Origin of the sequence: Mesorhizobium australicum (genome assembly GCF_900177325.1) — a bacterium.
In the GTDB taxonomy this organism is placed as follows: Bacteria; Pseudomonadota; Alphaproteobacteria; order Rhizobiales; family Rhizobiaceae; genus Mesorhizobium_A; species Mesorhizobium_A australicum_A.
The window spans coordinates 1,154,392-1,178,614 of record NZ_FXBL01000004.1 but is presented as its reverse complement, the minus strand read 5'-3'; the positions used below and the strand labels follow the sequence as shown (position 1 = coordinate 1,178,614).

The following is a 24,223-nucleotide window of genomic DNA, read 5'->3' as shown; positions in this document are numbered from 1 at the left end:
CGCAGCCGCTCAGGCGGCTTACTGGCAGTCGGAGCTACGACGGCGGGAGGAAGCCGCCTTGGACGCTGACGGCTCGCGCGCGGCGGCCAGACAGGCCAGAGACGAACAGATTGAACAGGAACGGCTCGACTTCCTTGCCGCTCAGCTAGCGCGGCGGAGCCTTTGACGCTGCTTTGGTGCGAGGCACTGGTACCATACCCGCACGCCACCGTAGCGGCTGGCTTAACTGTGGCGTGCTACATCCTATTCCTGAGCTAGGAAGCCATGGCCCACCTGGCTTTCTATGCCGCGTGCGGGTTCATCCTGCTTTTCGTCCTAGGCTAGATCGTCGAGCCTCTGGTGAGATTTGACCAGTGCTCCCGCCCTGATATCGGTATTGCCGCTTGGTCCTGTCACAATGTGATCGACCATGCCGAGAACAACCGCTTGGCCTTCGTTTCGCATCAGGCCGCTGACCATGCCGTGTATGAACGCTACGCCGCCGGCCTCAACCACCAGCTCGCCTGCAATCAATCCGTGCAGGTCCAGCCGACCACCTCTGTGCACCACGGCCATGTCCGTTATCATGCCGTAGACGGTCGCCACTTCCTTCACTTCGAATGGCCCGGTGATCTTGTCGTGATAATCCATATCCGTTCCTCCCGTCGATCACCCAGTGCGCAGATCACGATGCCCAGAACGCTAAAACTCTACAATAAGTCCTCTATACGTTAACAAACAGCGCCGCCGCTTGGAGCAGGGTTCCGAACAACACGAAGATTGCACCGCTCCATTCCCGGCACAAGGATTTGCGAGCGTCGGTCTTAGCCTGCTTTTCTGAAGATGCTAATTCGTTGATCGCCTGTTTCAGAACTGCGGCTACTGTTTGAGCCGTCAGATTAACGTAGTCGAGCCGGCGTTCCCGATGGCGCTCTTGAAGTAGGTAGGCCGATTCGGCGTCAATGGGTGTTCCTATCGGTGGTCTAGGCGCTCGCTGACCCACCTGCGCCATCAGGCGGTCAAAAGAGGTTTTGAGTTCTTCCATCGCAAGCCGAGGCGCCTCCACCACGCGACTGTTTAATGCCTGGACGTGGGTCCACACGATCACGAAACCGATCAGATCGAACGCTAACCCGACAAGCCCCAGCAAAATCGCCCACATGCGCGTGCGCCTCGGTTATTTCAACTTCTCAGATACCCACGTCTGACCAGCCAATCACCCTCATGTGTTCATTGCCGACAGCGTTCCCGCATCTGCTTGATATAGGTACGCGTCGTGAAGAGGTTCTTCCCGATCCTCTCGACCGACAAGTTGCCCCGCCGAATTTCGGCGCGCAAGGTGGAGACGGACACAGCCCCGCGCAGGACAACCTCGCTCGCTTCCGTGAGCGTTATAGGGTCGTCGTCCTCGATATCCGACAAGTCACGCATTACACCTTTACTCCCGATCGGAGCAGCTCGCTTGCTCACCGAAACCTACTCTCTTCACCAAGCGCCGCCTGAACGTCTTGCCCTCGGTTTCGGTTAGGATCAATATACCCACGATTGCTTGGGGGGTGAAATGTTTGAGGCGCTCAAGAACACTTTTGGCGTCGTCGGTGCGATGGTGTTCTCGTTCGCAGCGCCGGTTACTTACATTCTCAACGTTGTGGACACCTGGCAAGGTGATAGCGCGGTCTGGCTTAAGCTTCTGATTAATCTCACCATGGACGCTGTCCTCGCTGCGATATGGCCGATCACTTGGATTCTGTGGATCGTTATGGAACTGACCGGTAGCTCCACGCCCCTGAGCCGTGTCCTAGGTTTCTAGCTCGAGATACCCATGACCAATAAGCCAATCCCGCAGTATTCGGCGCACCGCCTCTGAGCGGGACGGGTTGTCGTGTTCCGTTGAGGCGAAGGCATCGATCGCCTCAATGTCGGTGCGTGGCAGTCTAGCCCGCACCAACTCACTATCAATGCTCGGTCGCCCTCTTCCTCGCTGATTTTTTGTGCTCATATATTGACAATCTTAATTAAATGAGCCCATAAAATAGCAGGCTGACCGGGCGCTTGCAACACCCGACCAGCCCTAACCGCAACACGTTCACAGGAGGAACGGGTCATGGCTGATTCACGCCTTATCACAAGACGCCTATTCATGCGCCACGGTGCTGCTGCCGGCGCTGCTCTATCAACTGTCCCCCTCGCGGCTTCGTCCGCCCAGGCGGCAGAAGAGCCGGTGCAGCGGGTCAACCGCCTCGCCAAAGAGCTATCGCATGCTATGGATGACTGGATGGCCGATCTTGGCCGCGACGGCGTTCCCGACCTATGGCAGGCTCATATCTGGCCCGCGAGCGTGCACGAACATGCGATCTGGTTCGAGCATGTTACCCAGCGTTTCCAGCCTACACCGCAAGAGCGTGTTGATCTTGCTCGCCGCGAACTGATCGACGCGACGAAGGCAGCATATCCCGACGTGTCGGACTGGCGCGTTCTCACCCCTACGGCGCACTGCGCGGACAATGAAAGAAGTGTCGGCATCTTCATGCTTATCGGGCACAAGTGACGGTGGGCGCGATGAACGACAACACCATCATGCTAAGCGTCAACCCGCGCGACCGGTTGACGATCGCCACGACGATCGAACGCCTGATCAACCTTCTGGACGTTCTAGAGCCAGACGTGGATCTGGAGGAAGGCGGAGACGCAGAGCCGTGGCTAGGCTGGACGGATAAAGGACCGCAAGCCTTAGCGAAGGGTGTCGAGCACGACGACCGGGAAGAGGAGTGCGAGGACGAGGGCGGTCAGTGCGATGATGAGGGCATGATTGATTTCGACGCGCCCGGCGTCATTTGGGGTGGCGGAGAAGATGCCCCTCGGAACCATTCCGGCCTATGATCGATATCGCCATCATCGCGGCAGTTGCCGCCGGACTGATCCTGTCCGTCGTCCTGTCGTGGCGGAAATTGAAGGCGCTGCGAAGACGTGACGACTGATCAAGTCGCAATGTTTGCGACTTGAACGCCCGCCATCGGCAACGGTGGCGGGTTTTGCGTTGTGCGTGGCTTTGTATGTTGTGAACCTGAATTCGGTTAAAACGCAATAAAATCAATACGATCTGGCGGAGGGAGCGGGATTCGAACCCGCGATACGGTTTCCCGTATACACACTTTCCAGGCGTGCGCCTTCAACCACTCGGCCACCCCTCCGCGATCGCGGGCGGGCCGCGAATGCGGCCTGCATGTAGTCGATCGATCCGCGAAAGCCAAGCCTTTTGGGCGGCCCGCGGATCATAATTACAAGCCGGCTTCCGCCCGGCACCCGGCCGTTACGCAGCGGTGGCAAGTCTGCGGCGCTGGTTCCGGCGCGCCGACGCCGGCAAAACGCAAGGAGAAGCCATGACGACGAACCAGGAGCCGGCGCAGGGCGGGCGCGCCTTCCACCAGGATCTCGTCGCGGCGGCACCCGTCATCTGGCTCTGCGCCTCGACGCTCCTGTCGCTGCGGGGGCTCTGGCAGAGCGGGTGGGCCGTGTTCGGGATCGAACTGCCGCCCGGCGTCATGGGCTACATCTATGCCAGCCAGGCGGCCGGCGTGGTGCAGGTTCTCCTCGGCCTCTATGTGCTCGGCCTCGCCTGGCGCAGGTCGCCGCGCTTTCCTTTCTGGTTCACCGTCTGGGCGGCGATCGCCATCCTCGCCGACATCGGCTTTCCCGTGGCGTCCCTGTTCATCGGCGCGTTCGTGCCGACCTGGTCGCCCTGGCTGATCGCCGCCGTTTCCATTGCGATCTCCGCGTGGACGATCACGCTGGTGCGGCGCCCCCGCACGGTCGCCGTCGCGAGCGCTCCCGCCGCCCCTGCCGGGCCCGTGCCCGTCGGCGTGCTCATCCTCAATGCCGTGCTCGGCCTCATCCTCGGCGGCGCGGCGGGGCTCGGCATCGGCCTGCTGGCCGGCTCGGTCATCGTCGACTGGCTGGACGTCTCCTGCTTCGAGGGCGGCTGCGGCTATGCGGCCGCGGCGATCGGCCTGCTCGGGCTCATCCTCGGCGCCGTCGGCGGACCGATCTTCGCCGTCCTGCGCACCCGGCGCGGGCGCAGGGCCTGATTCTCACGCGCCGTCAAATCCCCGTGCCCGGATTGATGATCGCGGCGCGCGGGCCTACATAAGCGTCATTCCTGGCGACACGGCGAACAAATCGGATGGTGAGGTTCCTCTTCAGGCTGCTGGCTGCCGTTTCCCTCGCGCTCTCGGTGATCCTGGCGGTGATGGATGCGACGCGCTCGATCGCGCTGTCGAAATTCGATCCGACGCCGCTCGGCGCGCTGTGGTACGAGCACGCGCCCTCCTCGCTGACGGCGCTCCAGGGCCTGTTGGCCGGGGCCTGGGGCTTCCTGTGGGATCCGGCGCTGCTGACGCTCCTGAAGGTTCCGGCCTTCATCTTCTTCGCGGCACTCGCCCTCCTGCTCTATGCGGTCGGACACAAGCCACAACCTGCCGCCGGCCTGTTCGCCGCCGGTCGCTGGTCTCTTTCGAAAGGAAAGCAAGCATGTTCTTCCTGACTGACATCATGAACAAGAAGATCCAGATGCCGAAGCCCGGTGAGGCGCTGCCCGGCCGCGAGCGGCCGATCCCGACCGCGTCGCGCCACCATGTCTTCAAGCGGCCGCTCAAGGACGCCGCGCCGGAAGGCTTCGAGACGATCTATTTCGGCATGGGCTGTTTCTGGGGCGCCGAGCGGCTGTTCTGGCAGACGCCGGGCGTCTGGCTCACGGCCGTCGGCTACTCCGGCGGCGAGACGCCGAACCCGACCTACCAGGAGACCTGCACCGGCATGACCGGCCACGCCGAGGTGGTGAAGGTGATCTTCGATCCCGCGCAGGTCAGCCTGTCGGCGCTGCTCAAGCTGTTCTGGGAAAGCCACGACCCGACTCAAGGGATGCGCCAGGGCAACGATGTCGGCACGACCTATCGCTCGACCATCTACACGACCACGCCGCAGCAGCTCGACGCCGCGCTCGCCTCGCGCGATGCCTATGCCGCCGCGCTTTCCAAGGCCGGCCGGGAGAAGATCACCACCGAGATCCGCTCCGCACCGGAGTTCTACTACGCCGAGGAGGATCACCAGCAATATCTGGCGAAGAACCCCTATGGCTATTGCGGGCTGCGGGGCACCGGCGTCGAATGCGCTGTGCCGGCTCCGGCCGCCGCCTGAGCGCATTCCGCACCAGCGGTTTTGACATGAAAGGGCCCGGGGAGCGGCGTCGTTCCCCGGGCCTTTGCATGAACCGGCCTTTTCCAGACGGTCAAAGATTCCGCGTGAAATTTGCGCGACGCCATGCAAGATTGAAAGTCGAGCGGGCGTTTTCGCGCCTGCGGGGAGACGCCACGGGCAAGGGAACTGACCGTAGGACGGCGACCGGAAGAGAAAACCAACAGGGTGTGGATCACATGAAGCGTATCATTCTCGGCCTGATGGCCGCCACCGCAATGTCATTCTCGGCCTATGCGGCCGACGTCAAGCCCGCGCTGCTGTTCGACCTCGGCGGCAAGTTCGACAAGTCCTTCAACGAGTCGTCGTACAACGGCGCCGAGAAGTTCAAGAAGGAAACGGGCATCGAATACCGCGAATACGAGATCAAGGGCGAGGAAGAGCGCGAGCAGGCGCTGCGCCGCTTCGCCGACGACGGCAACAACCCGATCGTGATGGCCGGCTTCTCCTGGGCCACGCCGCTCACCGCCATCGCCAAGGAATATCCCGAGATCAGCTTCACCATCATCGACGGCGTCGCCGATGCGCCGAACGTCCGCTCGGTCGTCTTCAAGGAGCAGGAAGGCTCCTACCTCGTCGGCGTGCTCGCCGGCATGGCGTCGACCACCAAGAAGGTCGGCTTCGTCGGCGGCATGAACATCCCGCTCATCTCGGCCTTCGGCTGCGGCTATGTCGGCGGCGCCAAGGCCGCGGGCGCGACGCAGGTGTTCGAGAACATGATCGGCGACACGCCGGAAGCCTGGGGCAACAAGCCGAAGGCCACCGAGATCGCCAAGACGCAGATGGACCAGGGCGCTGACGTGATCTACGCAGCAGCCGGCGGCGCCGGCCTCGGCGCGCTGGAAGCGGCTGCCGACGGCGGCAAGCTCGGTATCGGCGTCGATTCCAACCAGAACCACCTGTTCCCGGGCAAGATCCTGACCTCGATGCTCAAGCGCGTCGACGTCGCGGTCTACAACTCCTTCAAGGACGCCCAGGACGGCAAGTTCACCGGTGGCATCAACGTGCTCGGCGTCGCCGACGGCGGCATCGACTACGCGATGGACGACAACAACGCGCCGCTGATCACGCCCGAGATGAAGACCGCGGTCGAGAAGGCCAAGGCCGACATCATCGCCGGCACGATCCAGGTCCACGACTACCGCACCGACAACAAGTGCCCCTACTGATCGGCAGAACGGTCTGTGACTTAGCGAGCCGCCGGCCTCTGGCCGGCGGTTTTCGTTTGGAGCACAGGCAGTAGTGAGTAGGCAGTAGGGCTTAGGAAGGGGTCACCTACTGCCTACTGCCTACTGCCTACTGCCTACTGCCTACTGCCTACTGCCTACTGCCCTACTCCCTTACTCCCCTACCACTACTGCCTGACCTCCCCCGCAATATCCTCCAATATCGGACAATCCGGCCGGTCGTCGCCATGGCAGGCGTGGATGAGGCGGCTCAGCGTCGCACGCATCGACTGCAGTTCCTTCAGCTTTTCGTCGATCGCCGAGACATGCGACTTGGCGATCTCGCGCACATCGTGGCTGGCGCGGTTGCGGTCGCGGTAGAGGTCGAGGAGCTGGCGGCAGTCCTCGATCGAGAAGCCGAGCGCGCGGGCCCGGTGCAGGAAGGACAACCGGTGGATGTCGGCCTGCGAATAGTCGCGATAGCCGTTCGTCGCGCGGTCGGCGCTGATCAGGCCGATGTCTTCGTAATACCGGATGGTCTTCGCCGGCAGGCCGGAAAGCTCCGCTGCGCGTCCGATATTCATGTCGAATCTCCCTTGCCGTTCATGTACTTCGCCTTGCGGACAGATGGGTGTGCTGTTGCAGAAATGCCATAGACCGGACCTCAATGGCCGGGTCGGAGCAAAGCCCGACGCAATAAGCTTGGCAAGCGCACAACCTGCCGCTTAGTAATGTTGACGAAATTGCGGCTCGAATCGGGCTGCATTGCTGCTGGGTCACTTGCGGGATTCGACATGAAATTCAGATCATTGCTCGTTGCCGGCCTGCTTGCCGCCGCAACCGCCATATCAGGCTGCGCGACCGACGGCGCGTCCATGTTCGCCAATTCCTATGGCGGGAAGAAGGACGCCGGCTACCAGCTCCCCGCTATCCCGCTGGCGAAGCTTCCGAAGGAATACCGTCGCCAGGTGGTGCGCTACGACACGACCGAAGTGCCCGGCACCGTGATCGTCGACACCGGCGCGAAGCACCTCTACTACGTGATGGGCGGTGGCAAGGCGGTGCGCTACGGCATCGGCGTCGGCCGCGAGGGCTTCGAGTGGAAGGGCACCTCGCGCGTCGCCATGAAGAAGGAATGGCCGGTGTGGACGCCGCCGGCGGCCATGATCAAGCGCCGTCCGGACCTCGCCAAGTATCGCGGCGGCATGGGCCCCGGCCTCGACAACGCGCTCGGCGCGCGCGCCATGTATCTCTTCAACAAGGGCGGCGACACGGGCTACCGCCTGCACGGCACGCCCGAATGGTGGTCGATCGGCAAGGCGATGTCGTCGGGCTGCATCCGGCTGATCAACCAGGACGTCATCGATCTCTACAACCGCGTCGAGGTGGGCGCGAAGGTGATCGTCAAGTAGTCCGCTTCAGTTTCATGGGCGGGGGCGCCTGAAGAAAAAGCCGGGTCGGGGGACCCGGCTTTTTTGTTTTGGAGGCAGTAGTGAGTAGGCAGTAGGGCTTAGGAAGGGAACACCTACTGCCTACTGCCTACTGCCTACTGCCTACTGCCTACTGCCTACTGCCTACTGCCTACTGCCTCAGGCCACCTGCTCCACCTGCTGCACCTCGGGCACGAAGTGCTTGAGCAGGTTCTGGATGCCGTGCTTCAGCGTCGCGGTCGACGAAGGGCAACCGGCGCAGGCGCCCTTCATGTTCAGGAACACGGTGCCGTTCTCGTAGCCGCGGAAGGTGATGTCGCCGCCATCCTGCGCGACGGCCGGGCGCACGCGCGTGTCGAGCAGTTCCTTGATGGTGACGACGATCTCCTCGTCGGCCTTGTCGTAGAACTCACCGTCCGTCTCGGCCGTGTCGGCGGCCGCCTGCGAGCCGGAGTTCATCACCGGCCGGCCGGCCATGAAATGCTCCATGATCGCGCCGAGGATCGCGGGCTTCAGGTGCTGCCAGTCGGGGCCGTCCTTGGTCACGGTGACGAAGTCGTAGCCGAAGAAGACGCCGGTCACGCCCGGCACGGAAAACAGCGCGGCGGCCAGCGGCGAGGCTTCGCTCGCGCTCGCGGCGTCGCGGAAATCGGCCGTTCCGTCAGAGAGCACGACGACGCCGGGAAGGAATTTGAGGGTGGCCGGGTTGGGCGTCGCCTCGGTCTGGATGAACATGCCGTTTCTCCACGTGGTCGACTTCAAGGGTCGAGTTTGGAATTGTTCTAAAATAGACCTGCGCGAGGCGGGTTTCAAGCGAGATTTCCCGCTCAGAGACTGTTTCGAAATTCGCTCTGGCGAGTCAGCTGGTGGTGGTTTCGAGAACCGGAGCGGAGCGGACATTTGGGTCCGTGAGCACCGGAAGCGCAGAAACCGCCATCAGATGGCCGCCAGGGCAGAATTTCCAGACAGTCTCTCAGGCGAGACTGTCGATATCCTCATCCGTCAGATTATAGGGCACGATCGTGACCGGGATGGGGAAGGCCGCGCCCTTGCCGGCGATCGAGGCGACCAGCGGGCCAGGCCCCTCCTTCGCGGCGCCCGCCGCCAGCACCAGGATGGCGATGTCCTGGTCTTCCTCGATCAGCTTATGGATCTCGCCCGCCTTGGTGCCCTCGCGGATCGCCAGTTCCGGCTCGATGCCGTGGCGGCTTCTCACGGTGGCCGCCGCCGAGTCGAGGGCCGCCTGCGCGGTGGCCGTGGCCTCCTGCCGCATCACCGCCTCGACGCCGAGGAAATGCTGGAATTCGGCCGTCTCGATCACGAACAGCAGCACCAGCGCGCCGCCCGTCGTCTTGGCGCGGCGCGAGGCATAGGCCACCGCGCGCTCGCATTCGGGCGTTTCGTCGATCACCGCGAGGAATTTCCGCCGGTGGCCGGCTTCGCGGATCAGGCGTTTGGAGACCATTCAATGCGTCCGGTTGATCGGCGGCAATCTGCCACCGGGCGGGCCCGGCGGCAAGCAGGCCACAAGGGCAGGATCAGTCGCCCAGCAGGCCGACGATCCGGCGCACGTCCTTCATCGTCTTCTCGGCCAGCGCGCCCGCGCGCTCGCCGCCGTCGCGCAGGACGGAATCGACATAGGCCCGGTCGGCCGAGATGCGCCGCATCTCGGAGGCGATCGGCGCGAGCTTGTCCACGGCGAGATCGGCCAGCGCCGGCTTGAACACCGAGAACTGCTGCCCGCCGAACTCGCCAAGCACCTGTTCGCGCGTCTTCCCGGCGAGCGCGGCATAGATGCCCACCAGATTGTCCGCGTCCGGCCGCTCCTTCAGCCCCTCGACCTCGGAGGGCAGCGGTTGCGGATCGGTCTTGGCCTTGCGGATCTTCTTGGCGATCGTCTCGGCGTCGTCGGTCAGGTTGATGCGCGACAGGTCGGACGGGTCCGACTTCGACATCTTCTTGGTGCCGTCGCGCAGGCTCATCACGCGCGTCGCCTCGCCCTCGATCACCGGCTCGGTGATCGGGAAGAAGCCGTGCACCGTCTCCTCGCCCGACTTCATCTCGACGCCCACGCCAAGGTCGCGGATGCGGTCGGAGAAGTCGTGGTTGAACTTCTGGGCGATCTCGCGCGTCAACTCCAGGTGCTGCTTCTGGTCGTCGCCCACCGGCACGTGCGTGGCGCGGTAGACGAGGATGTCGGCCGCCATCAGCGTCGGATAGGCGAACAGGCCCACCGAGGCGTTCTCGCGGTCCTTGCCGGCCTTGTCCTTGAACTGGGTCATCTTGTTCAGCCAGCCCATGCGGGCGACGCAGTTGAACACCCAGGCGAGCTCCGCGTGCTGCATCACCCGGCTCTGGTTGAAGACGATGTGCTTCGTCGGGTCGATGCCGGCCGCCAGGAACGCCGCCGTCACCTCGCGCGTCGAGTTCTCCAGCTCCGCCGGCTCCTGCCACATGGTGATCGCGTGCATGTCGACGACGCAGTAGATGCAGTCGGACTGCTCCTGCAGGGCGACGAACTTGCGGATTGCGCCGAGATAGTTGCCGAGGTGGAGGTTTCCGGTCGGCTGGACGCCGGAGAAGACGAGTTTCTTGAACGACATGGCTGGTTCCGTGGCTGGTGGAGGGCCCAAGCCCCCGGGAGGATTCCCGTCTGGGGCAGGCGAAACGAGGCGGCTTATGGCGGATGGCGGGGTCACAATCAAGGGCTCTGCCGCCCGACGGAAGGCTACTCGATCGGCGGCTGCGGATAGCGCTCGCCGCGCCTCACATTCCGCCGCAGCATCCCGGCATCGGCCCCGCCCGATGCAAAGGCGAGGGCGAAGTAGATGGCCATCGCGCCGAGAACGAGCATGCCGAGCGCAGCCGCCTGGTTCACGAACAGCGCATCGTGCGTGAGCCAGGCCGCGAGCCAGTCCTCGGCAAACCAGAGGAAGCCGGCCATCACGCCCGCGCTCAGAAGAATGCGCGGCAGCCGCAGCAGGAGCGGCCGGTCGCTGCCCCAGTGGCCGCGCCAGACCAGCGTGCCGAACAGCAGGCCCGCATTCGTCCAGCCCGAGATCGCGGACGCCGTCGCGATGCCGGGCGCGCCCATCGACGGGAACAGGGTCAGCGCGACAGCGATGTTCAAAGCCACCGAGATCGCCGCGAAGATCATCGGCGTGCGCGTGTCTTCGCGGGCGAAGAAGCCGGGCGTGAAGGCCTTGATGAGCACGAAGGCCGGTAGCCCGATGCCGAAGATCGCCAGCACTTCGGCCACGACCGCGGTGTCCTGCGGCGTAAACGCCCCGCGCTCGTAGAGCACGCGCACGATCGGCTCGGCGATCACCATCAGCGCGGCGGCCGCCGGCAAGGTCAGGAAAAGCGTGAACTCGACCGACCGGTTCTGCAGATTGGCCGCGTCCTTCAGGTGGCCAGCACGCAGCGCGCGGGCGAGCTCAGGCAGCAGCACCACGCCGACCGCGACGCCGACGACGCCGAGCGGCAGCTGATAGACGCGATCGGCGAGATTGAGCGACGGCACCGCGCCGTCGCGGCCCGAGGCAATGGCTGTGCCGATCAGCGTGTTGATCTGGGTGATGCCGCCGGTGATCGCCGCCGGCAGCGCCAGCCACAGCAGCCGCTTGACGTTCGGCGTCAGCCGCGGCCGGCGCAGGCCGACATGGATGCCGGCGCCGCGGACCGCGCCCCAGACGATGGCGAGTTGCACCAGCCCCGCCGCCAGCACACCCCAGGCGAGCGCCTCGCCGACCACCTGGCCCTCGGCGCCGCGATACCAGACCATGCCGAGGATGCCGACCAGGATCACGTTCAGGAACACGGGCGCGATTGCCGCGGCAAAGTAGCGGTGCAGCGAGTTCAGCATGCCCGCCATCATCGCGCCGAGCGACATGCACACCAGATAGGGGAACATGATCATCGCCAGCGTCACCGTCATGTCCAGCTTGGCGGGATCGTCGGCGAATCCGGGGGCGATCGCGTAGCGGATGACGAACGGCATCGCCAGTTCCATGGCGATCGTCAGCACGGTCAGAATGGTGAAGAGGACCCCGAACACTTCCTCGGAGAACTTCTTCGCCCCTTCAACCCCGTTCGCCTCGATCTCGCGGGCGAACAGCGGCACGAAGGCGGCGTTGAACGCGCCTTCGGCGAACAGCCGGCGGAAGGTGTTCGGAAACTGGAACGCGGCGTAGAACGCCTCCGCGACCGGGCCGGTGCCCACCGCCGCCGCCATCAACATCTCGCGGGCGAAGCCGAGGATGCGGCTCGCCATCGTTCCCGATCCGACCGTCGCGAACTTCTTGACCAGGCTCATCGCGCGACGCTCTCCCGCCTCACTTCGCCGCCACCGCTTCGGCCGCCTTCGCGCGCTGCGGCCGCGCCTCACCATTTTCCAGCGTCGCGATCAGTCGGTCGCGGATCGCGGCCTGCCGCGTCGGGTTCTCGATCTTCTGCCCGGTCAGGTCGGTCACGTAGAATGTGTCGATCACCTTCTCGCCGAAGGTGGTGATGTGCGCCGAGGCAATGTCGAGCGACAGGTCCGAGATCGCGCCGGTGATCTCCGACAAGAGGCCGGGCCTGTCCAGCCCCTCGACCTCGACCACCGAGAAGCGGTTCGACAGCGTGTTGCGGACCTCGGCGAACGGCTCGATCGTGAAGGCCTTCGAGCCGCGCTTCGGCTTGGTGCGCTTCTCGATCATCTCCGGCAGCCAGGTACGGCCGGACAGAACGTCCTCGATCAGCCGGCCGACGCGCTCGCCCCGGCGGCGTTCGTCCTCGTCCATGTCGAACTCGCGGCTGATCAGGATCGTGTCCAGCGCTCGCCCGTCCGTGGTGGTGAAGATCTGCGCGTCGACGATGTTGCCGCCCGCCGCCGCACAGGCGCCGGCGATCACCGACAGCAGGCGCGGATGGTCGGGCGCAAGCACGGTGATCTCCGTCACGCCCTCGAATTCGAGCGTCTTCACCATCGTGGCGAGGCTCTTCTTTGACTGGTCGGCCTGGCGGATGAACTCTGCGTGGCGCAGCTGGTCGGCAAGGTCGACGGTCAGAAGGTAGTTGTCGTAGTGCAGCTTCACGAGGCGTTTGGCGTCGCGTTCGCTCCAGCCGGACAGTGCCTCCAGCAACCGCGCCCGCGCGGCGGCGGCGCGGGTCTCGCGCGCCACCTCCGAAAAGCCGCCCGTCAGCAGCAGCTCCGTCTCGTAGTAGAGCGTGCGCAAGAGCTGGCCCTTCCAGCCGTTCCATACGCCTGGCCCCACGCCGCGGATGTCGCAGACGGTGAGGATCAGAAGCATCTTCAGCCGCTCGACCGACTGCACGACCGCGGCGAAATCCTCGATCGTCTTGCGATCGTTCAGGTCGCGCGTCTGCGCCGTCAGCGACATCACCAGGTGGTTCTCCACCAGCCAGGCGATCGTGTCCGTTTCGGCGGGATTGAAGCCCATATGTGGGCAAATCCGCCGTGCGATCTTGGCGCCGGCCTCCGAATGGTCCTCCGGCCTCCCCTTGGCGATGTCGTGCAGCAGCACCGCCGTGTAGAGCATCTCGCGCTGCGCCTTCAGGCCGGGCATCAGCTTGTGCGACAGCGGGTGCAGCTTCTCGCCGTCGCCGTGCTCCAGTTCCGACAGCACGCCGATGCAGCGGATCAGGTGCTCGTCCACCGTGTAGTGATGATACATGTTGAACTGCATCATTGCGACGATCTTGCCGAAATCGGGGATCAGCCGGCCGAGCACGCCCGCCTCGTTCATCCGGCGCATGTTCAGCTCCGGATTCCTGTCCGAGGTCAGGATATCCATGAACAGGCGGTTGCCCTCCGCGTCGCGCCGTAGGTTGCGGTCGATGAGGCCGAGCGAACGTGTAACCAGCTTCAGCGCGTCCGGATGGTATTCCAGCCCGTGCTTGTCGGCCAACCAGAACAGCCGGACGAGATTCACCGGGTCCTTGGTGAACACATCGTCGGCCGCGATGGTGATGCGGTTGTTGTCGACCAGGAAGTCGCTGGTGCCGGGCAGCTTCTTCTTGCGGCGCGAGAAGTTCAGGAACAGCCGGTTGAAACCTGGGACATGCTTGGCCTGTTCTTCCTCGAGCGCGGCGCAGAAGATGCGGGTCAGGTCGCCCACATCCTTCGCCACGAGGAAATAGTCCTTCATGAAGCGCTCGACCGCCGACAGGCCGGGATGGGTGGTATAGCCCAGCCGCTCGGCAATCTCGCGCTGGATGTCGAAATGCAGCCGCTCCTCCGCCTTGCCGGTGGCGAAGTGCATGTGGCAGCGCACCGCCCAGAGGAAGTCCTCGGCCTTGAGGAACTGCCTGTATTCGGCGGAGGTGAAGACGCCCTGCTCTACCAGTTCCTCGCCGGTGCGGACGCGGTAGAAATACTTGCCGATCCAGAACAGCGTATGCAGGTCGCGCAGGCCGCCCTTGCCGTCCTTGACGTTCGGCTCGACCACGTAGCGGCTCTCGCCCGCCTTGCGGTGGCGCTCGTCGCGCTCGGCAAGCTTCGCCTGGACGTATTCCGGCCCGGTATCCTTCACCACCTCCTCGTCGAAGCGCGCGACGAGGTCGTCGAACAGCTTCTCGTCGCCCCACAGGAAGCGGGCTTCGAGGATAGAGGTGCGGATGGTGATGTCGCCGCGCGACAGGCGGATGCATTCGTCGATGTTGCGGGTGGCGTGGCCGACCTTCAGGCCGAGATCCCACAGCACGTAGAGCATATATTCGGCGACCTGCTCGCCCCACGGCGTCTGCTTGTAGGGCAGCACGAACAGGAGGTCGATGTCGGAGCCCGGCGCCAGCGTGCCGCGGCCGTAGCCGCCGACGGCGATCACCGCCATTCGCTCGGCGGCCGAGCGGTTCTTGGAGCGGTAGACGTGGACGGTGGCAAAGTCGTAGAGCGCCCGGATCACCTCGTCCATCAGATGCGACAGGCGTTCGGCACAGGCATTCCCGCTGCCGTCCTGCAGCAGCATCTCCTCCGCCACCTTGCGGCCTTCGAGGATGGTGCGCTTGAACAGCTCCACCGCCTTCTGCCGCACTGCCGGGTTCGACCCGTCGCCGCCGGTGTCGGCGGTCAGCGCGGTGAGCTCGCGGCGCAGCGCCTCGCCGTCGACAATACGTTCCAGCTTCAGGGGAATCTTCGCCATCGGCGGCGTCTATAACCCGATTTGACCCGGCTGGGGAATGGGGGCCCTTAGCCCGCCGTCCCGCGCAGGCTGCGCAGGTTCGGCAGGAAAATCGTCAGCAGGCCGAGCAGCGGCAGGTAGGAGCAGATGTCGTAGACGAAGCGTATTCCCCAGGCGTCAGCCACCACGCCGAGCACCGCTGCGGCGATGCCGGCCATGCCGAAGGCGAAGCCGAAGAACACGCCCGCGATCAGGCCGACGCGGCCCGGCACCAGCTCCTGCGCGAACACCACGATCGCCGGGAAGGCTGACGCCATGATCAGGCCGATGACTGCCGAGAGGATCTGCGTCCAGAACAGGTCGACATAGGGCATGGCGAGCGTGAAGGGCAGCGCGCCGAGGATCGAGAACCAGATCACCGTGCGGGCGCCGAACCGGTCGCCGATCGGCCCGCCGAGGATGGTGCCCAGCGCCACCGCGCCGAGGAAGATGAACAGCATCACCTGCGCGCCCTGCACGGTCACGCCGAACTTGTCGATCACGAAGAAGGTGTAATAGCTCGACAGGCTCACCAGGTAGATGTTCTTGGTGAAGGTCAGCAGCGCCAGCACCACCAGCGCGGTGATCACCGTCCTGCGCGGCAGGCGCGCCGGGTCCGCCACCGCCGGCCGCTTGGCGGCGTTCGCGCGGTAGCGGCTGTACCAGCCGCCGACCTGGTAGAGGATGACCATCGACAGCAGCGCAGCCACCGTGAACCAGGCGACGCTGCCCTGGCCGCGCGGCACGACGATGAAGGCCGCGAGCAGCGGACCGATGGCGGTGCCGAAATTGCCGCCCACCTGGAACAGCGACTGCGCCAGCCCGTAGCGGCCGCCGGAGGCGAGGCGGGCGATGCGCGAGGATTCGGGATGGAAGATCGCCGAGCCGATGCCGATGAAGGCAGCGCCCAGCACCAGCAGCGGATAGGTCGAAGAGGTCGCCAGAAGCAGCAGGCCCAGCATCGTCGAGGCGCTGCCGAACGGCAGCGAATAGGGCATCGGCCGCTTGTCGGTGTAGAGTCCCACCACCGGCTGCAGCAGCGAGGCCGTCACCTGGAAGGCAAAGGTCAGCAGCCCCACCTGCCAGAAGGCGAGGCCGTAGTCCGCCTTCAGCATCGGATAAAGCGCCGACAGGAGCGACTGCATCATGTCGTTGAGCAGATGGCAGCCGCTCACCGCGAACAGCACGCCGAAGACGGTCGTGCTGGCGTTGAGGCGTGGCGCGGGTGCGGCAATGTCGGTCAAGGCGACTCTCCCGAAAGTGCCGGCTCTATACCGCCCGCATCGCGCGACGGGCAACAGCCCAGCCGAGGCAAGCCCCTAGGGCCAGAATCGCGGCGGCGATCACGAAGGATGCGCCGGGATAGGGCGCCTCCGCACCGGCGGCGACCGTCACCGAATAGACCCAGCCGAAGAAGAGCGGCGAGGCGACGCCGGCGATCGAGGCGACGCTCATGTTGGCGCCCTGCAACTGCCCCTGCTCGCTTTCCGAGACCAGCCTTGTCATCAGCGATTGCAGCGTCGGCATGGCGAGGCCCCACAGCGCGTTGGGCAGCAGCGCCAGCGCGAACCAGAGCGCGTCCGGCGCGAGCCCCATTGACGCCAGCCCGGCGGCGCCGCCGAGCAGGCCGACAATCATCGTCGCGCGCTCGCCGAGCCGCTTCGTCACCGGCCCGACGAACAGGCCCTGCACGACCATGTCCAGCCCGCCCGCGCCTGCGAGCAGCATGCCGACTTGCGCCGTGGTCAGAGAGAACTGATGGCCGGCATAAAGCACCCAGACCGCCGAGAAGACGTGGTGCGAGAAGTGCAGCAGGAAGTTCACCGTCGCCAGTCCGGACAGTTCGCGGTGCGACTTCAAGAGCATCAGCGCCCCGAAAGGGTTGGCGCGCCGCCACGAGAACGCCATCCGCTTCTCCGGCGCCAGCGATTCCGGCATCACGAACAGACCGTAGACGAAGACGACACTGCTCAACGCCGCCGCGAACCAGAAGGGAGCGCGCGGCGAGATCTCGCCCAGCACGCCGCCGATCAGCGGCCCGAGCACGAAGCCGCCGCCGAAGGCCGCACCGATCAGCCCGTAGGCCTTCGCCCTGCCCTCGGGCGGCGTCACGTCGGCCATGTAGGCGTAGACCGTGGTGAACGACGACGAGGTGATGCCGGCGACGATGCGCCCGACCGCCAGCCACCACAGGTCCGGCGCCAGCGCCATCAGCACATAGTCCGCTGCCAGGCCCGCCGCGGAGAGCAGGATGACCGGCCGGCGGCCATAGCGGTCCGACAGCGAGCCGATCACCGGCGAGGCGACGAACTGCATCAACGCCCACAGCGCCACGAACACGCCGTTGATCCAGCCGGCATCGGCCGTCGAGCCGGCGAATTCCTCGATCAGCGGCGGCAGGACGGGAATGACGATGCCCATCGCCACGATGTCGAGGATCGCGACGACGAGGATGAAGCCGATCGCGGATCGGGAGGTTGTGGCGAGCTGCTGCATGGTTCTGGTCCGAAAGGGAGGCGCCTTTTAGCTGCGGGCACCGGACGATGCCAGCCGCTGCCGCCACCATCGCGCCACCTCCTGACAGGTCGATGTCAGGAGCGCCCGCGCCCCGGGCGGATCCTCACGCCACCGAGCCGGCCGACGGGTCTGCCGTGTTCGTCCGCCCCAGCCGCCGCTCGCGGAAGAAGATGTAGAGCCCCGCCGCCACGATTACCGCGCCGCCGACCAGCACGTTCGCCTTCGGCACCTCGCCGAAGAACAGCCAGCCGAACAGCATGGCCCACACCAGCAGCGTGTACTGGTAGGGCGTGACGGTCGACGCGTCGGCCAGCGCCAGCGAGCGGTTGGTGAAGTAGTGCGCGCCGAGCGCCACGATGCCGAGCAGGGCGAGCAGCGCCAGATCGTCGAGCGCGGGCGGCGTCCAGGCGAAGGGGATCGTCATCGCGCCGGCGATGCCCGACGTCACCAGCGGCCAGAACACCATCGCCGCGTCCGGCGTGCCGCGCAGCGCCCGCCCTGTGATCATCAGAAGCGTGAACAGCAGGCTGCCGCCGATCGACACCAGCGCCGGCAAGGTCAGCGTCTCGGCCGAGGGGTTCAGCGCGATCAGCACGCCGACGAAGCCGACGATGATCGCCGTCCACCGGCGCCAGCCGACATGCTCGCCGAGCAGAAACGGCGAAAGTGCGGCGACATAGATCGGCGCCGCCATCCAGTAGGTGATCGTGTCGGCGAGCGGCAGGTAAGACACGGCGACGTAGAACGCGCCGATCTCCAGCGTCGCGATCAGCGCGCGCGCGGCGAGCAGCCAGCCTCGGCTCGCCGGAAACAGCGAACGCCAGCCGACCCGCATCAGGATCGGCACCATCACCAGCAGCGCCGAGACGGTGCGGATGAACAGGAGCTGCCCGACGCCGTAGCTTCCGAGCAGCCATTTGCCGAGCGTGTCGTTCAGCGCGAACATCAGGATGGCGAGCAGCATGAAGGCGATGCCCAGCCGGGTCGCCCTGTCCGAATCGTGCCGTGCGGCGCCTGCTGTCGATGCGTTGCTCATGCGGCCGGGGCGATAGCAGATGCCGGCGCCCCGGCCAAACCGCCATGGCGCCGCGCCGGCTTGGGCCAGCCCGGCCGGCCTACACGACCCGCTTCAGCGGCCCGGCCCGTCGCTGGCGTCCGCTCACCTCCCGCCGGAACTCCGCCAGCGGTTTCGGCGCGGCGACGCCGTAGCCTTGCGCATAGTCGACCCCGATCTCCCTCAGCGCATCGAGGATCGCGTCGTTCTCGACGAACTCCGCGATCGTCTTCTTGCCGGTGATGTGGCCGATCCGGTGGATCGTCTCGACCATGGCGCGGTCGATATTGTCCTCGACGATATTCTTCACGAAGCTGCCGTCGATCTTGAGATAATCGACCGGCAGGTTCTTCAGGTAGCCGAAGGAGGACATGCCGGTGCCGAAATCGTCCAGCGAGAAGCGGCAGCCCAGCGCCTTCATCCCATCGATGAAGCATCGCGCGGTGGCGAGGTTCGAGATCGCGCTCGTCTCGGTGATCTCGAAGCACACCAGGTCGTGCGGCACGCCGTGGCGGCGGAACTCGTCGCGCACGAAGACGCTGAACTCGGTGTCGCCGATCGTCTGGCCGGAAAGATTGATCGCCCAGGTCGAGATCGCCGCTGCGCCCGGATCGGCAAGGTGCGCACCGATCGCCGCGAAAGCGTGCGAAACCACCCAGCGGTCGATGAGCGGCATCAGGCCGAAGCGCTCCGCCGCCGGCATGAAGGCCGCGGGCGACACATATCCGCCATTCGCATCCGCGAGGCGCAGCAGCAGCTCGATGTGGCGGCCAGTGTCCGGCTCCGCCAGCGGCACGATCTCCTGCGCCAGAAACAGGAACCCGTCCTCCTCCGTCGCGCGGCGGATGCGCTGCACCCAGGCCATCTCGCCGATCCGCGCTTCCAGCTCCGCGTCGCCCGAAATATGCGTCTGCACGCGGTTGCGGCCCTTTTCCTTCGCGAGGTAGCAGGCGACGTCGGCCGCCTGCAGCGCCTCCTCCAGCGATGTCGACGGCTGGGACAGCTCGATCAGGCCGATGCTGGCGCTGACCGCGAAGGCGCGCCCCTTCCAGCGGAAGTCCAGGTCCTCGACGGCGGCCCGCAGCCGCTCGGCCACATGGGCGGCATCCTCCGGCGAGCGGCCGGGCAGGACGATGCCGAACTCGTCGCCGCCGATGCGGGCCAGCATGTCCGACGGTGCGAGGCCCTGCCCCAGCGCGCCCGCCACCTGCTTCAGCAGTTCGTCGCCGGCTGCGTGCCCGCAGGTGTCGTTGACGATCTTGAACTGGTCGAGGTCGATGAACATCATCGCGTGCGAGGCCGGCGTCTCGGCCAGCCCGGCGATCAGTTCCTCCAGCCTCGCCTCGAAGGCCCGCCGGTTGGCGAGTTCCGTCAGGGCGTCATGCGTCGCCTGGTGCGACAGGCGGCTGATATATTCGTTCTCGCGCGTCATGTCGTGCAGCACGATCACCGCGCCCGACACCTTGCCGTCCATTCGCAGCGGTGCCGCCACCATCGACACCGGAACGCGGCGCCCGTCGCGACGGATGAGCATTCTCGGGGTCAGCGTCGAGGTCACTGAACCACCTTCGAAAAGCGTTTCGAGCGTCGCATTCACCGTGTGCCGCGCATTGTCGTCGTCGAATGAGAACAGGTCGGCAATCCGCGCCTGCCTGGCCTCCTCGGGTTTCACGCCCAACAGCTTCTCCCCCACGCGGTTGAGAAACAGAAGCCGGCCCTCGTGGTCGGTCGTCAGCACAGCCTGCCCAATCGAGGCGAGGGTGACGTTCGCGCGCGCCCGTTCGGCGATCAGCGCTACCTCGAACCCCGCGCGCTGGATCAGCAGGCCGCGCGTGCGCATCACGGCAAGCAGGATAAGAAGCAGCGCCGACACGACGTTGACGCCGAAGAGGGTGTAAGTGATCGCGCGCGAGCCTCGTCCGAGCGCCTCCGCATACTGCAGGGTAAGCGGGTTGATCTCCCGGTCGAGCGCATCGACGCGCGAGATCCAGGCGTCCATCTGCGCCCGACTGATCTCCACCATCCCGTCGCGCTCGCGCTTGATATCGTGCCCGATCTCGACCAGTTCGACGATCTTCGGATCCGCCAGCGACCATTTCTCGATCGCCTCTGCGAGGTAAGGCATCTCGCTGAAATAGCGAAAGAGCCAAATCATGCCGGGAATGTCGCTCGGATGATTGCGGCCGGTCAGCAGCCCTTGGCGGGCGCGATCGAGATCTGGCGGCGAGGCCTGGAGAGCAAGCCGCGCCTTCCGGTCGCCCAACGGAATGGCAATGGAACTTTCGAAACGGCGGAAGTCGTCCACGTCACCGCTCGTAACGTAGTGCTCAAGCGAATGGATGGCCTGCTTGTAGCCCTTCGACCACATGCTCTCGCCGCCGACATAGCTGCGGACGGCTGACAGCGTGTAGATGCTCAGCGACGCGACGAGCGTCTGGGCCAGCACGACGATCGCGAAAGGCCAAATGACGGCAAGCAGCCGTCCTGGCGTGTAGCGCGCCCTGTCCGTATCGCGCTCAATGTCCACTCGCGACCCTCATGAACGCTGCGGCAGGGATATTCCTGTGCAGCGGTGCAGCCGACTCCCCGATACAGAACCTCACAGGCGCCGCTCCGTCCCACGCAGGATGATGATGTCCGGAGTTTAATGAATTGATAGAGCGACGATGGAGAAATGTAACGACCCGCGTTTATTTCGCGGGCGTCGGCGCCGTCCCGGCGAAGCGGAAGAACCGCGCTGTCGTGGTCTCGGATGCCGCCGTCTACTGCGGCGTCAGGCCCTTCAGCCGGTAGAGCGCCTCCAGCGCCTCGCGCGGCGTCATCTCGTCCGGATGGAGTGCTGCGACCGCCTCGACCAGCGGCCGCGCCGCGTCGTCCTGTTTCGCGGGCTTCGGCCCCGGCTCGCGCCGCACCGCCGCGCTGAACAGCGGCAGGTCGTCGGCCAGCCGCGAGGCCTTGCCGGAGGTCTCGCCCGCCTCCAGTTCCGTCAGCACCGCCTTGGCACGCTCGATCACCGCATCGGGCAGGCCCGCGAGCCGCGCCACCTGCAGGCCGTAGGAGCGGTCAGCCGCGCCCTTGCCCACCTCGTGCAGGAAGACGACGTCGCCTTCCCATTCCTTCACCCGCATCGTCACGTTGTGCAGCCGCGGCAGCTTGCCGGCGAGCACGGTCAGTTCGTGGAAATGCGTGGCGAAGACCGCGCGGCAGCGGTTCTTCTCGTGCAGGTATTCCACCGCCGCCCAGGCGATCGACAGGCCGTCATAGGTCGCCGTGCCACGGCCGATCTCGTCCAGGATCACCAGCGCCCGCTCGCCCGCCTGGTTCAGGATCGCCGAGGTCTCGACCATCTCCACCATGAAGGTCGAGCGCCCGCGCGCCAGGTCGTCCGAAGCGCCGACGCGGGAGAACAGCCGGTCCACCACGCCGATATGCGCGGCTTTCGCCGGTACGAACGAACCCGCCTGCGCCAGGATCGCGATCAACGCGTTCTGCCGCAGGAACGTCGACTTGCCGCCCATGTTCGGGCCAGTCAAAAGCCAGATCGCGCCATGGCGGTCGTTGCCCTGCGGTGAGAGATCGGCGTCGTTGGCGACGAAGGGGTCGGCCGCCTGCCGGCGCAATGCCTGCTCGACCACCGGATGGCGCCCGCCCTCGATGCGGAAGGCGAGCGAGCCGTCGACCAGCGGGCGGCAATAGTCCTCGCGCTCGGCGAGATAGGCGAAGGACGACGACACGTCGAGCACGGCCAGCGCCCCGGCCCCGGCCCGTATCGCGTCGGCCTCCGCGACGATCTCCTCGAGCAGCCGGTCGAACACGGTGAGCTCGACGCTCAGCGCCCGGTCGGCGGCGTTGGCGATCTTGGTCTCCAGCCCCGCCAGTTCCGTCGTGGTGAAGCGCATGGCGCTCGCCATGGTCTGGCGGTGGATGAAGCGCGCCTTGGCGGCGTCGGTGCCGGTCATGGTCTCGTGATGGTTCGCCGTCACCTCGATGTAGTAGCCGAGCACGTTGTTGTGCCGGATCTTCAGTGAGCGGATGCCGGTCTCTTCGATGAGATCCCGCTCCATGCCGGCGATCACCCGCCGCGACTGGTCGCGCAGCGCCCGCATCTCGTCCAGCTCGCCGTCATAGCCGCCCCGCACGAAGCCGCCGTCGCGCTTGAGCAGCGGCAGCTCGTCGGCAAGCGCCCGGTCGAGATGCTCGCCGAGGGCCGTCGGCAGCGCCCTCATCGCCTCCACCGCCGTCGCGATCTCGGCGGGCAACGGCCGGTCCGCAAACAGCCCGGCGATCTCGCGCGCCGCCTTCAGCCCCGCCGCCAGCGCGCCCATGTCGCGCGGTCCGCCGCGGTTCAGCGCCAGCCGCGACAGCGCGCGCGGCATGTCCGGCGCACCCTTCAGCGCCGTGCGTACCGCCTCGCAGACCCGTGGCTCGGCGCGGAAGAACGACACCGAATCCAGCCGCTCGTTGACCGCGTCGGGGTCGGTCAGCGGCGACATGATCCGCTCGGCCAGCAGCCTCGCCCCGCCGCCCGTCACCGTGCGGTCCACCGCCTTCACCAGGCTGCCTTCGCGGCTGCCGGACAGGGTACGCAGCAGTTCGAGGTTCGAGCGCGTGGCCGCGTCGATGAACAGCGCAGCGCCCGCCTCTTCGCGCTCCGGTCGCGACAGCGGCGCGCGCTCGGCCTTCTGCGTCTTCTCCACATAGGCGATGGCGCCCGCGATGGCCGACAGCTCGGGCCGCGAGAACTTGCCGAACCCGTCCAGCGTCGCCACGCCGAAATAGCGCGAAATGCGCGTCTCGGCCGTCGCCGAATCGAACAGGATCGGCGGCTGCGGGTTGGCCCTGCGGCCGATCACGTCGAGCACCGGCCGCAGCTGCGGATCGTGGAATACCGGGTCGGCCAGGATCAGCTCGCGCGGATCGACCCGGAGGATGTCGGCGAGCAGCCGGTCCGGCATCGTCTCCGCGACGCGGAACGCGCCGGTCGAGATGTCGATCCAGGCGAGCGCCATCCGCGCCTCCTCGCCCTTCACGCGCCCCAGCGCCATGAGATAGCTCGCCTCGTTGGCGTCGAGCAGCTTCTCCTCGGTGATCGTGCCGGGCGTCACCAGCCGCACCACGTCGCGCCGCACCACCGATTTCGAGCCGCGCTTCTTCGCCTCGGCCGGGTCCTCCACCTGCTCGCACACCGCGACCCGGTAGCCGAGGCCGATCAGCTTCTGCAGGTAGTCGTCGGCGGCATGCACCGGCACGCCGCACATCGGGATGTCCTCGCCCGCATGCTTGCCGCGCTTGGTCAGCGTGATGCCGAGCGCACGGCTGGCGATCTCCGCGTCGGCGAAGAACATCTCGTAGAAGTCGCCCATGCGGTAGAACAGGATCGAGTCCGGGTTCGCCGCCTTGATCTCGATGAACTGCTCCATCATCGGCGTGGCACCCGCAGCTGAGGGGATCGCCACGGCCGGGACGGTCGCGTCTCCCCCTCCCCCTTGTGGGGAGGGGTTAGGGGTGGGGGTATGATCCGTCTGCCACTCCATCACGGCTTCCATGTCTGGGGACGGGCCGATAACCCCCACCCCCTAACCCCTCCCCACAAGGGGGAGGGGGACTTTTTTCTCCAGACCGTCCTTGTCGCTTTACGAAGGCGAAGTGTAGCCTTAATCCCGA

21 protein-coding genes and 1 tRNA gene are annotated in these 24,223 nt (G+C 65.8%); 8 read left to right on the top strand and 14 right to left on the bottom strand.

Annotated elements, in window-relative coordinates; genetic code table 11:
* Nucleotides 1-315: 315 nt before the first annotated feature.
* On the bottom strand, nt 316-630 hold the full coding sequence (locus B9Z03_RS08145) for a hypothetical protein (protein ID WP_085463755.1): 315 nt from the start codon (nt 628-630) through the stop codon (nt 316-318).
* Nucleotides 631-703: 73 nt separating this feature from the next.
* The gene (locus tag B9Z03_RS08140; protein WP_085463754.1) at nt 704-1,141 is read right to left on the bottom strand and encodes a hypothetical protein; all 438 of its coding nucleotides are present in this window, start codon (nt 1,139-1,141) and stop codon (nt 704-706) included.
* A 399-nt stretch (nt 1,142-1,540) separates the two neighbouring features.
* Here B9Z03_RS08140 and B9Z03_RS08130 point away from each other — a divergent pair, with 399 nt between their 5' ends.
* The 3 genes from B9Z03_RS08130 to B9Z03_RS08120 all read left to right on the top strand — a co-directional run bounded on the left by B9Z03_RS08130 (nt 1,541) and on the right by B9Z03_RS08120 (nt 2,859).
* A complete protein-coding gene (locus B9Z03_RS08130; RefSeq protein WP_085463752.1) occupies nt 1,541-1,789 on the top strand; it encodes a hypothetical protein in 249 nt (82 codons plus the stop codon).
* Between the two features lie 294 nt (nt 1,790-2,083).
* Nucleotides 2,084-2,527 (top strand): hypothetical protein, encoded by a 444-nt coding sequence (locus B9Z03_RS08125; RefSeq protein ID WP_085463751.1) that lies wholly within the window; start codon nt 2,084-2,086, stop codon nt 2,525-2,527.
* Nucleotides 2,528-2,538: 11 nt separating this feature from the next.
* Nucleotides 2,539-2,859 (top strand): hypothetical protein, encoded by a 321-nt coding sequence (locus B9Z03_RS08120; protein ID WP_139832202.1) that lies wholly within the window; start codon nt 2,539-2,541, stop codon nt 2,857-2,859.
* Between the two features lie 221 nt (nt 2,860-3,080).
* Here B9Z03_RS08120 and B9Z03_RS08115 read toward each other — a convergent pair.
* Nucleotides 3,081-3,170 (bottom strand) — tRNA-Ser (locus B9Z03_RS08115).
* A gap of 189 nt (nt 3,171-3,359) precedes the next feature.
* On the opposite strand from B9Z03_RS08115, the gene B9Z03_RS08110 reads away from it, so the two are divergent.
* The 4 genes from B9Z03_RS08110 to B9Z03_RS08095 all read left to right on the top strand — a co-directional run bounded on the left by B9Z03_RS08110 (nt 3,360) and on the right by B9Z03_RS08095 (nt 6,398).
* A complete protein-coding gene (locus tag B9Z03_RS08110) occupies nt 3,360-4,064 on the top strand; it encodes a hypothetical protein (RefSeq protein ID WP_085463749.1) in 705 nt (234 codons plus the stop codon).
* A 95-nt stretch (nt 4,065-4,159) separates the two neighbouring features.
* On the top strand, nt 4,160-4,519 hold the full coding sequence (locus B9Z03_RS08105; protein ID WP_085463748.1) for a hypothetical protein: 360 nt from the start codon (nt 4,160-4,162) through the stop codon (nt 4,517-4,519).
* Nucleotides 4,507-5,172, top strand: a complete 666-nt coding sequence (msrA, locus tag B9Z03_RS08100) for a peptide-methionine (S)-S-oxide reductase MsrA (protein WP_085463747.1) — start codon at nt 4,507-4,509, stop codon at nt 5,170-5,172. The genes B9Z03_RS08105 and msrA overlap by 13 nt, the downstream gene beginning before the upstream one ends.
* Nucleotides 5,173-5,408: 236 nt before the next feature.
* Complete coding sequence (locus B9Z03_RS08095) at nt 5,409-6,398, top strand: BMP family lipoprotein (RefSeq protein ID WP_085463746.1); 990 nt, start codon at nt 5,409-5,411, stop codon at nt 6,396-6,398.
* A 185-nt stretch (nt 6,399-6,583) separates the two neighbouring features.
* Here the strand turns inward: B9Z03_RS08095 and cueR are convergent, their stop codons facing one another.
* Nucleotides 6,584-6,979 (bottom strand): Cu(I)-responsive transcriptional regulator, encoded by a 396-nt coding sequence (cueR, locus tag B9Z03_RS08090; protein ID WP_085463745.1) that lies wholly within the window; start codon nt 6,977-6,979, stop codon nt 6,584-6,586.
* Between the two features lie 210 nt (nt 6,980-7,189).
* Here cueR and B9Z03_RS08085 point away from each other — a divergent pair, with 210 nt between their 5' ends.
* Nucleotides 7,190-7,807, top strand: a complete 618-nt coding sequence (locus B9Z03_RS08085; protein ID WP_085463744.1) for a L,D-transpeptidase — start codon at nt 7,190-7,192, stop codon at nt 7,805-7,807.
* A 177-nt stretch (nt 7,808-7,984) separates the two neighbouring features.
* Here the strand turns inward: B9Z03_RS08085 and B9Z03_RS08080 are convergent, their stop codons facing one another.
* From B9Z03_RS08080 to mutS, 10 genes are all read right to left on the bottom strand, one after another.
* The gene (locus B9Z03_RS08080; protein WP_085463743.1) at nt 7,985-8,560 is read right to left on the bottom strand and encodes a NifU family protein; all 576 of its coding nucleotides are present in this window, start codon (nt 8,558-8,560) and stop codon (nt 7,985-7,987) included.
* A 238-nt stretch (nt 8,561-8,798) separates the two neighbouring features.
* Entirely contained in the window at nt 8,799-9,290 is a 492-nt protein-coding gene (locus B9Z03_RS08075) for a universal stress protein (RefSeq protein ID WP_085463742.1), read from the bottom strand.
* Between the two features lie 73 nt (nt 9,291-9,363).
* The gene (gene trpS, locus B9Z03_RS08070; protein WP_085463741.1) at nt 9,364-10,428 is read right to left on the bottom strand and encodes a tryptophan--tRNA ligase; all 1,065 of its coding nucleotides are present in this window, start codon (nt 10,426-10,428) and stop codon (nt 9,364-9,366) included.
* Between the two features lie 125 nt (nt 10,429-10,553).
* A complete protein-coding gene (gene murJ / locus B9Z03_RS08065; RefSeq protein WP_085463740.1) occupies nt 10,554-12,140 on the bottom strand; it encodes a murein biosynthesis integral membrane protein MurJ in 1,587 nt (528 codons plus the stop codon).
* 19 nt (nt 12,141-12,159) lie between these two features.
* Nucleotides 12,160-14,970 (bottom strand): [protein-PII] uridylyltransferase, encoded by a 2,811-nt coding sequence (locus B9Z03_RS08060; RefSeq protein ID WP_085463739.1) that lies wholly within the window; start codon nt 14,968-14,970, stop codon nt 12,160-12,162.
* Nucleotides 14,971-15,017: 47 nt separating this feature from the next.
* On the bottom strand, nt 15,018-16,232 hold the full coding sequence (locus B9Z03_RS08055) for an MFS transporter (RefSeq protein ID WP_085463738.1): 1,215 nt from the start codon (nt 16,230-16,232) through the stop codon (nt 15,018-15,020).
* Nucleotides 16,233-16,257: 25 nt separating this feature from the next.
* On the bottom strand, nt 16,258-17,484 hold the full coding sequence (locus B9Z03_RS08050; protein ID WP_085463737.1) for a TCR/Tet family MFS transporter: 1,227 nt from the start codon (nt 17,482-17,484) through the stop codon (nt 16,258-16,260).
* A 124-nt stretch (nt 17,485-17,608) separates the two neighbouring features.
* The gene (locus B9Z03_RS08045) at nt 17,609-18,541 is read right to left on the bottom strand and encodes a DMT family transporter (protein WP_085463736.1); all 933 of its coding nucleotides are present in this window, start codon (nt 18,539-18,541) and stop codon (nt 17,609-17,611) included.
* Between the two features lie 79 nt (nt 18,542-18,620).
* Nucleotides 18,621-21,086, bottom strand: a complete 2,466-nt coding sequence (locus tag B9Z03_RS08040) for an EAL domain-containing protein (RefSeq protein WP_244561687.1) — start codon at nt 21,084-21,086, stop codon at nt 18,621-18,623.
* A 235-nt stretch (nt 21,087-21,321) separates the two neighbouring features.
* A complete protein-coding gene (mutS, locus tag B9Z03_RS08035; protein ID WP_176247669.1) occupies nt 21,322-23,982 on the bottom strand; it encodes a DNA mismatch repair protein MutS in 2,661 nt (886 codons plus the stop codon).
* Nucleotides 23,983-24,223: the final 241 nt, after the last annotated feature.

Bases quoted from the DNA above. Each gene is read 5' to 3' on its own strand.
- B9Z03_RS08145 (WP_085463755.1), bottom strand. From the start codon at position 630: ATGGATTATCACGACAAGATCACCGGGCCATTCGAAGTGAAGGAAGTG.
- B9Z03_RS08140 (WP_085463754.1), bottom strand. From the start codon at position 1,141: ATGTGGGCGATTTTGCTGGGGCTTGTCGGGTTAGCGTTCGATCTGATC.
- B9Z03_RS08130 (WP_085463752.1), top strand. From the start codon at position 1,541: ATGTTTGAGGCGCTCAAGAACACTTTTGGCGTCGTCGGTGCGATGGTG.
- B9Z03_RS08125 (WP_085463751.1), top strand. From the start codon at position 2,084: ATGGCTGATTCACGCCTTATCACAAGACGCCTATTCATGCGCCACGGT.
- B9Z03_RS08120 (WP_139832202.1), top strand. From the start codon at position 2,539: ATGAACGACAACACCATCATGCTAAGCGTCAACCCGCGCGACCGGTTG.
- B9Z03_RS08110 (WP_085463749.1), top strand. From the start codon at position 3,360: ATGACGACGAACCAGGAGCCGGCGCAGGGCGGGCGCGCCTTCCACCAG.
- B9Z03_RS08105 (WP_085463748.1), top strand. From the start codon at position 4,160: ATGGTGAGGTTCCTCTTCAGGCTGCTGGCTGCCGTTTCCCTCGCGCTC.
- msrA (WP_085463747.1), top strand. From the start codon at position 4,507: ATGTTCTTCCTGACTGACATCATGAACAAGAAGATCCAGATGCCGAAG.
- B9Z03_RS08095 (WP_085463746.1), top strand. From the start codon at position 5,409: ATGAAGCGTATCATTCTCGGCCTGATGGCCGCCACCGCAATGTCATTC.
- cueR (WP_085463745.1), bottom strand. From the start codon at position 6,979: ATGAATATCGGACGCGCAGCGGAGCTTTCCGGCCTGCCGGCGAAGACC.
- B9Z03_RS08085 (WP_085463744.1), top strand. From the start codon at position 7,190: ATGAAATTCAGATCATTGCTCGTTGCCGGCCTGCTTGCCGCCGCAACC.
- B9Z03_RS08080 (WP_085463743.1), bottom strand. From the start codon at position 8,560: ATGTTCATCCAGACCGAGGCGACGCCCAACCCGGCCACCCTCAAATTC.
- B9Z03_RS08075 (WP_085463742.1), bottom strand. From the start codon at position 9,290: ATGGTCTCCAAACGCCTGATCCGCGAAGCCGGCCACCGGCGGAAATTC.
- trpS (WP_085463741.1), bottom strand. From the start codon at position 10,428: ATGTCGTTCAAGAAACTCGTCTTCTCCGGCGTCCAGCCGACCGGAAAC.
- murJ (WP_085463740.1), bottom strand. From the start codon at position 12,140: ATGAGCCTGGTCAAGAAGTTCGCGACGGTCGGATCGGGAACGATGGCG.
- B9Z03_RS08060 (WP_085463739.1), bottom strand. From the start codon at position 14,970: ATGGCGAAGATTCCCCTGAAGCTGGAACGTATTGTCGACGGCGAGGCG.
- B9Z03_RS08050 (WP_085463737.1), bottom strand. From the start codon at position 17,484: ATGCAGCAGCTCGCCACAACCTCCCGATCCGCGATCGGCTTCATCCTC.
- B9Z03_RS08045 (WP_085463736.1), bottom strand. From the start codon at position 18,541: ATGAGCAACGCATCGACAGCAGGCGCCGCACGGCACGATTCGGACAGG.
- mutS (WP_176247669.1), bottom strand. From the start codon at position 23,982: ATGATGGAGCAGTTCATCGAGATCAAGGCGGCGAACCCGGACTCGATC.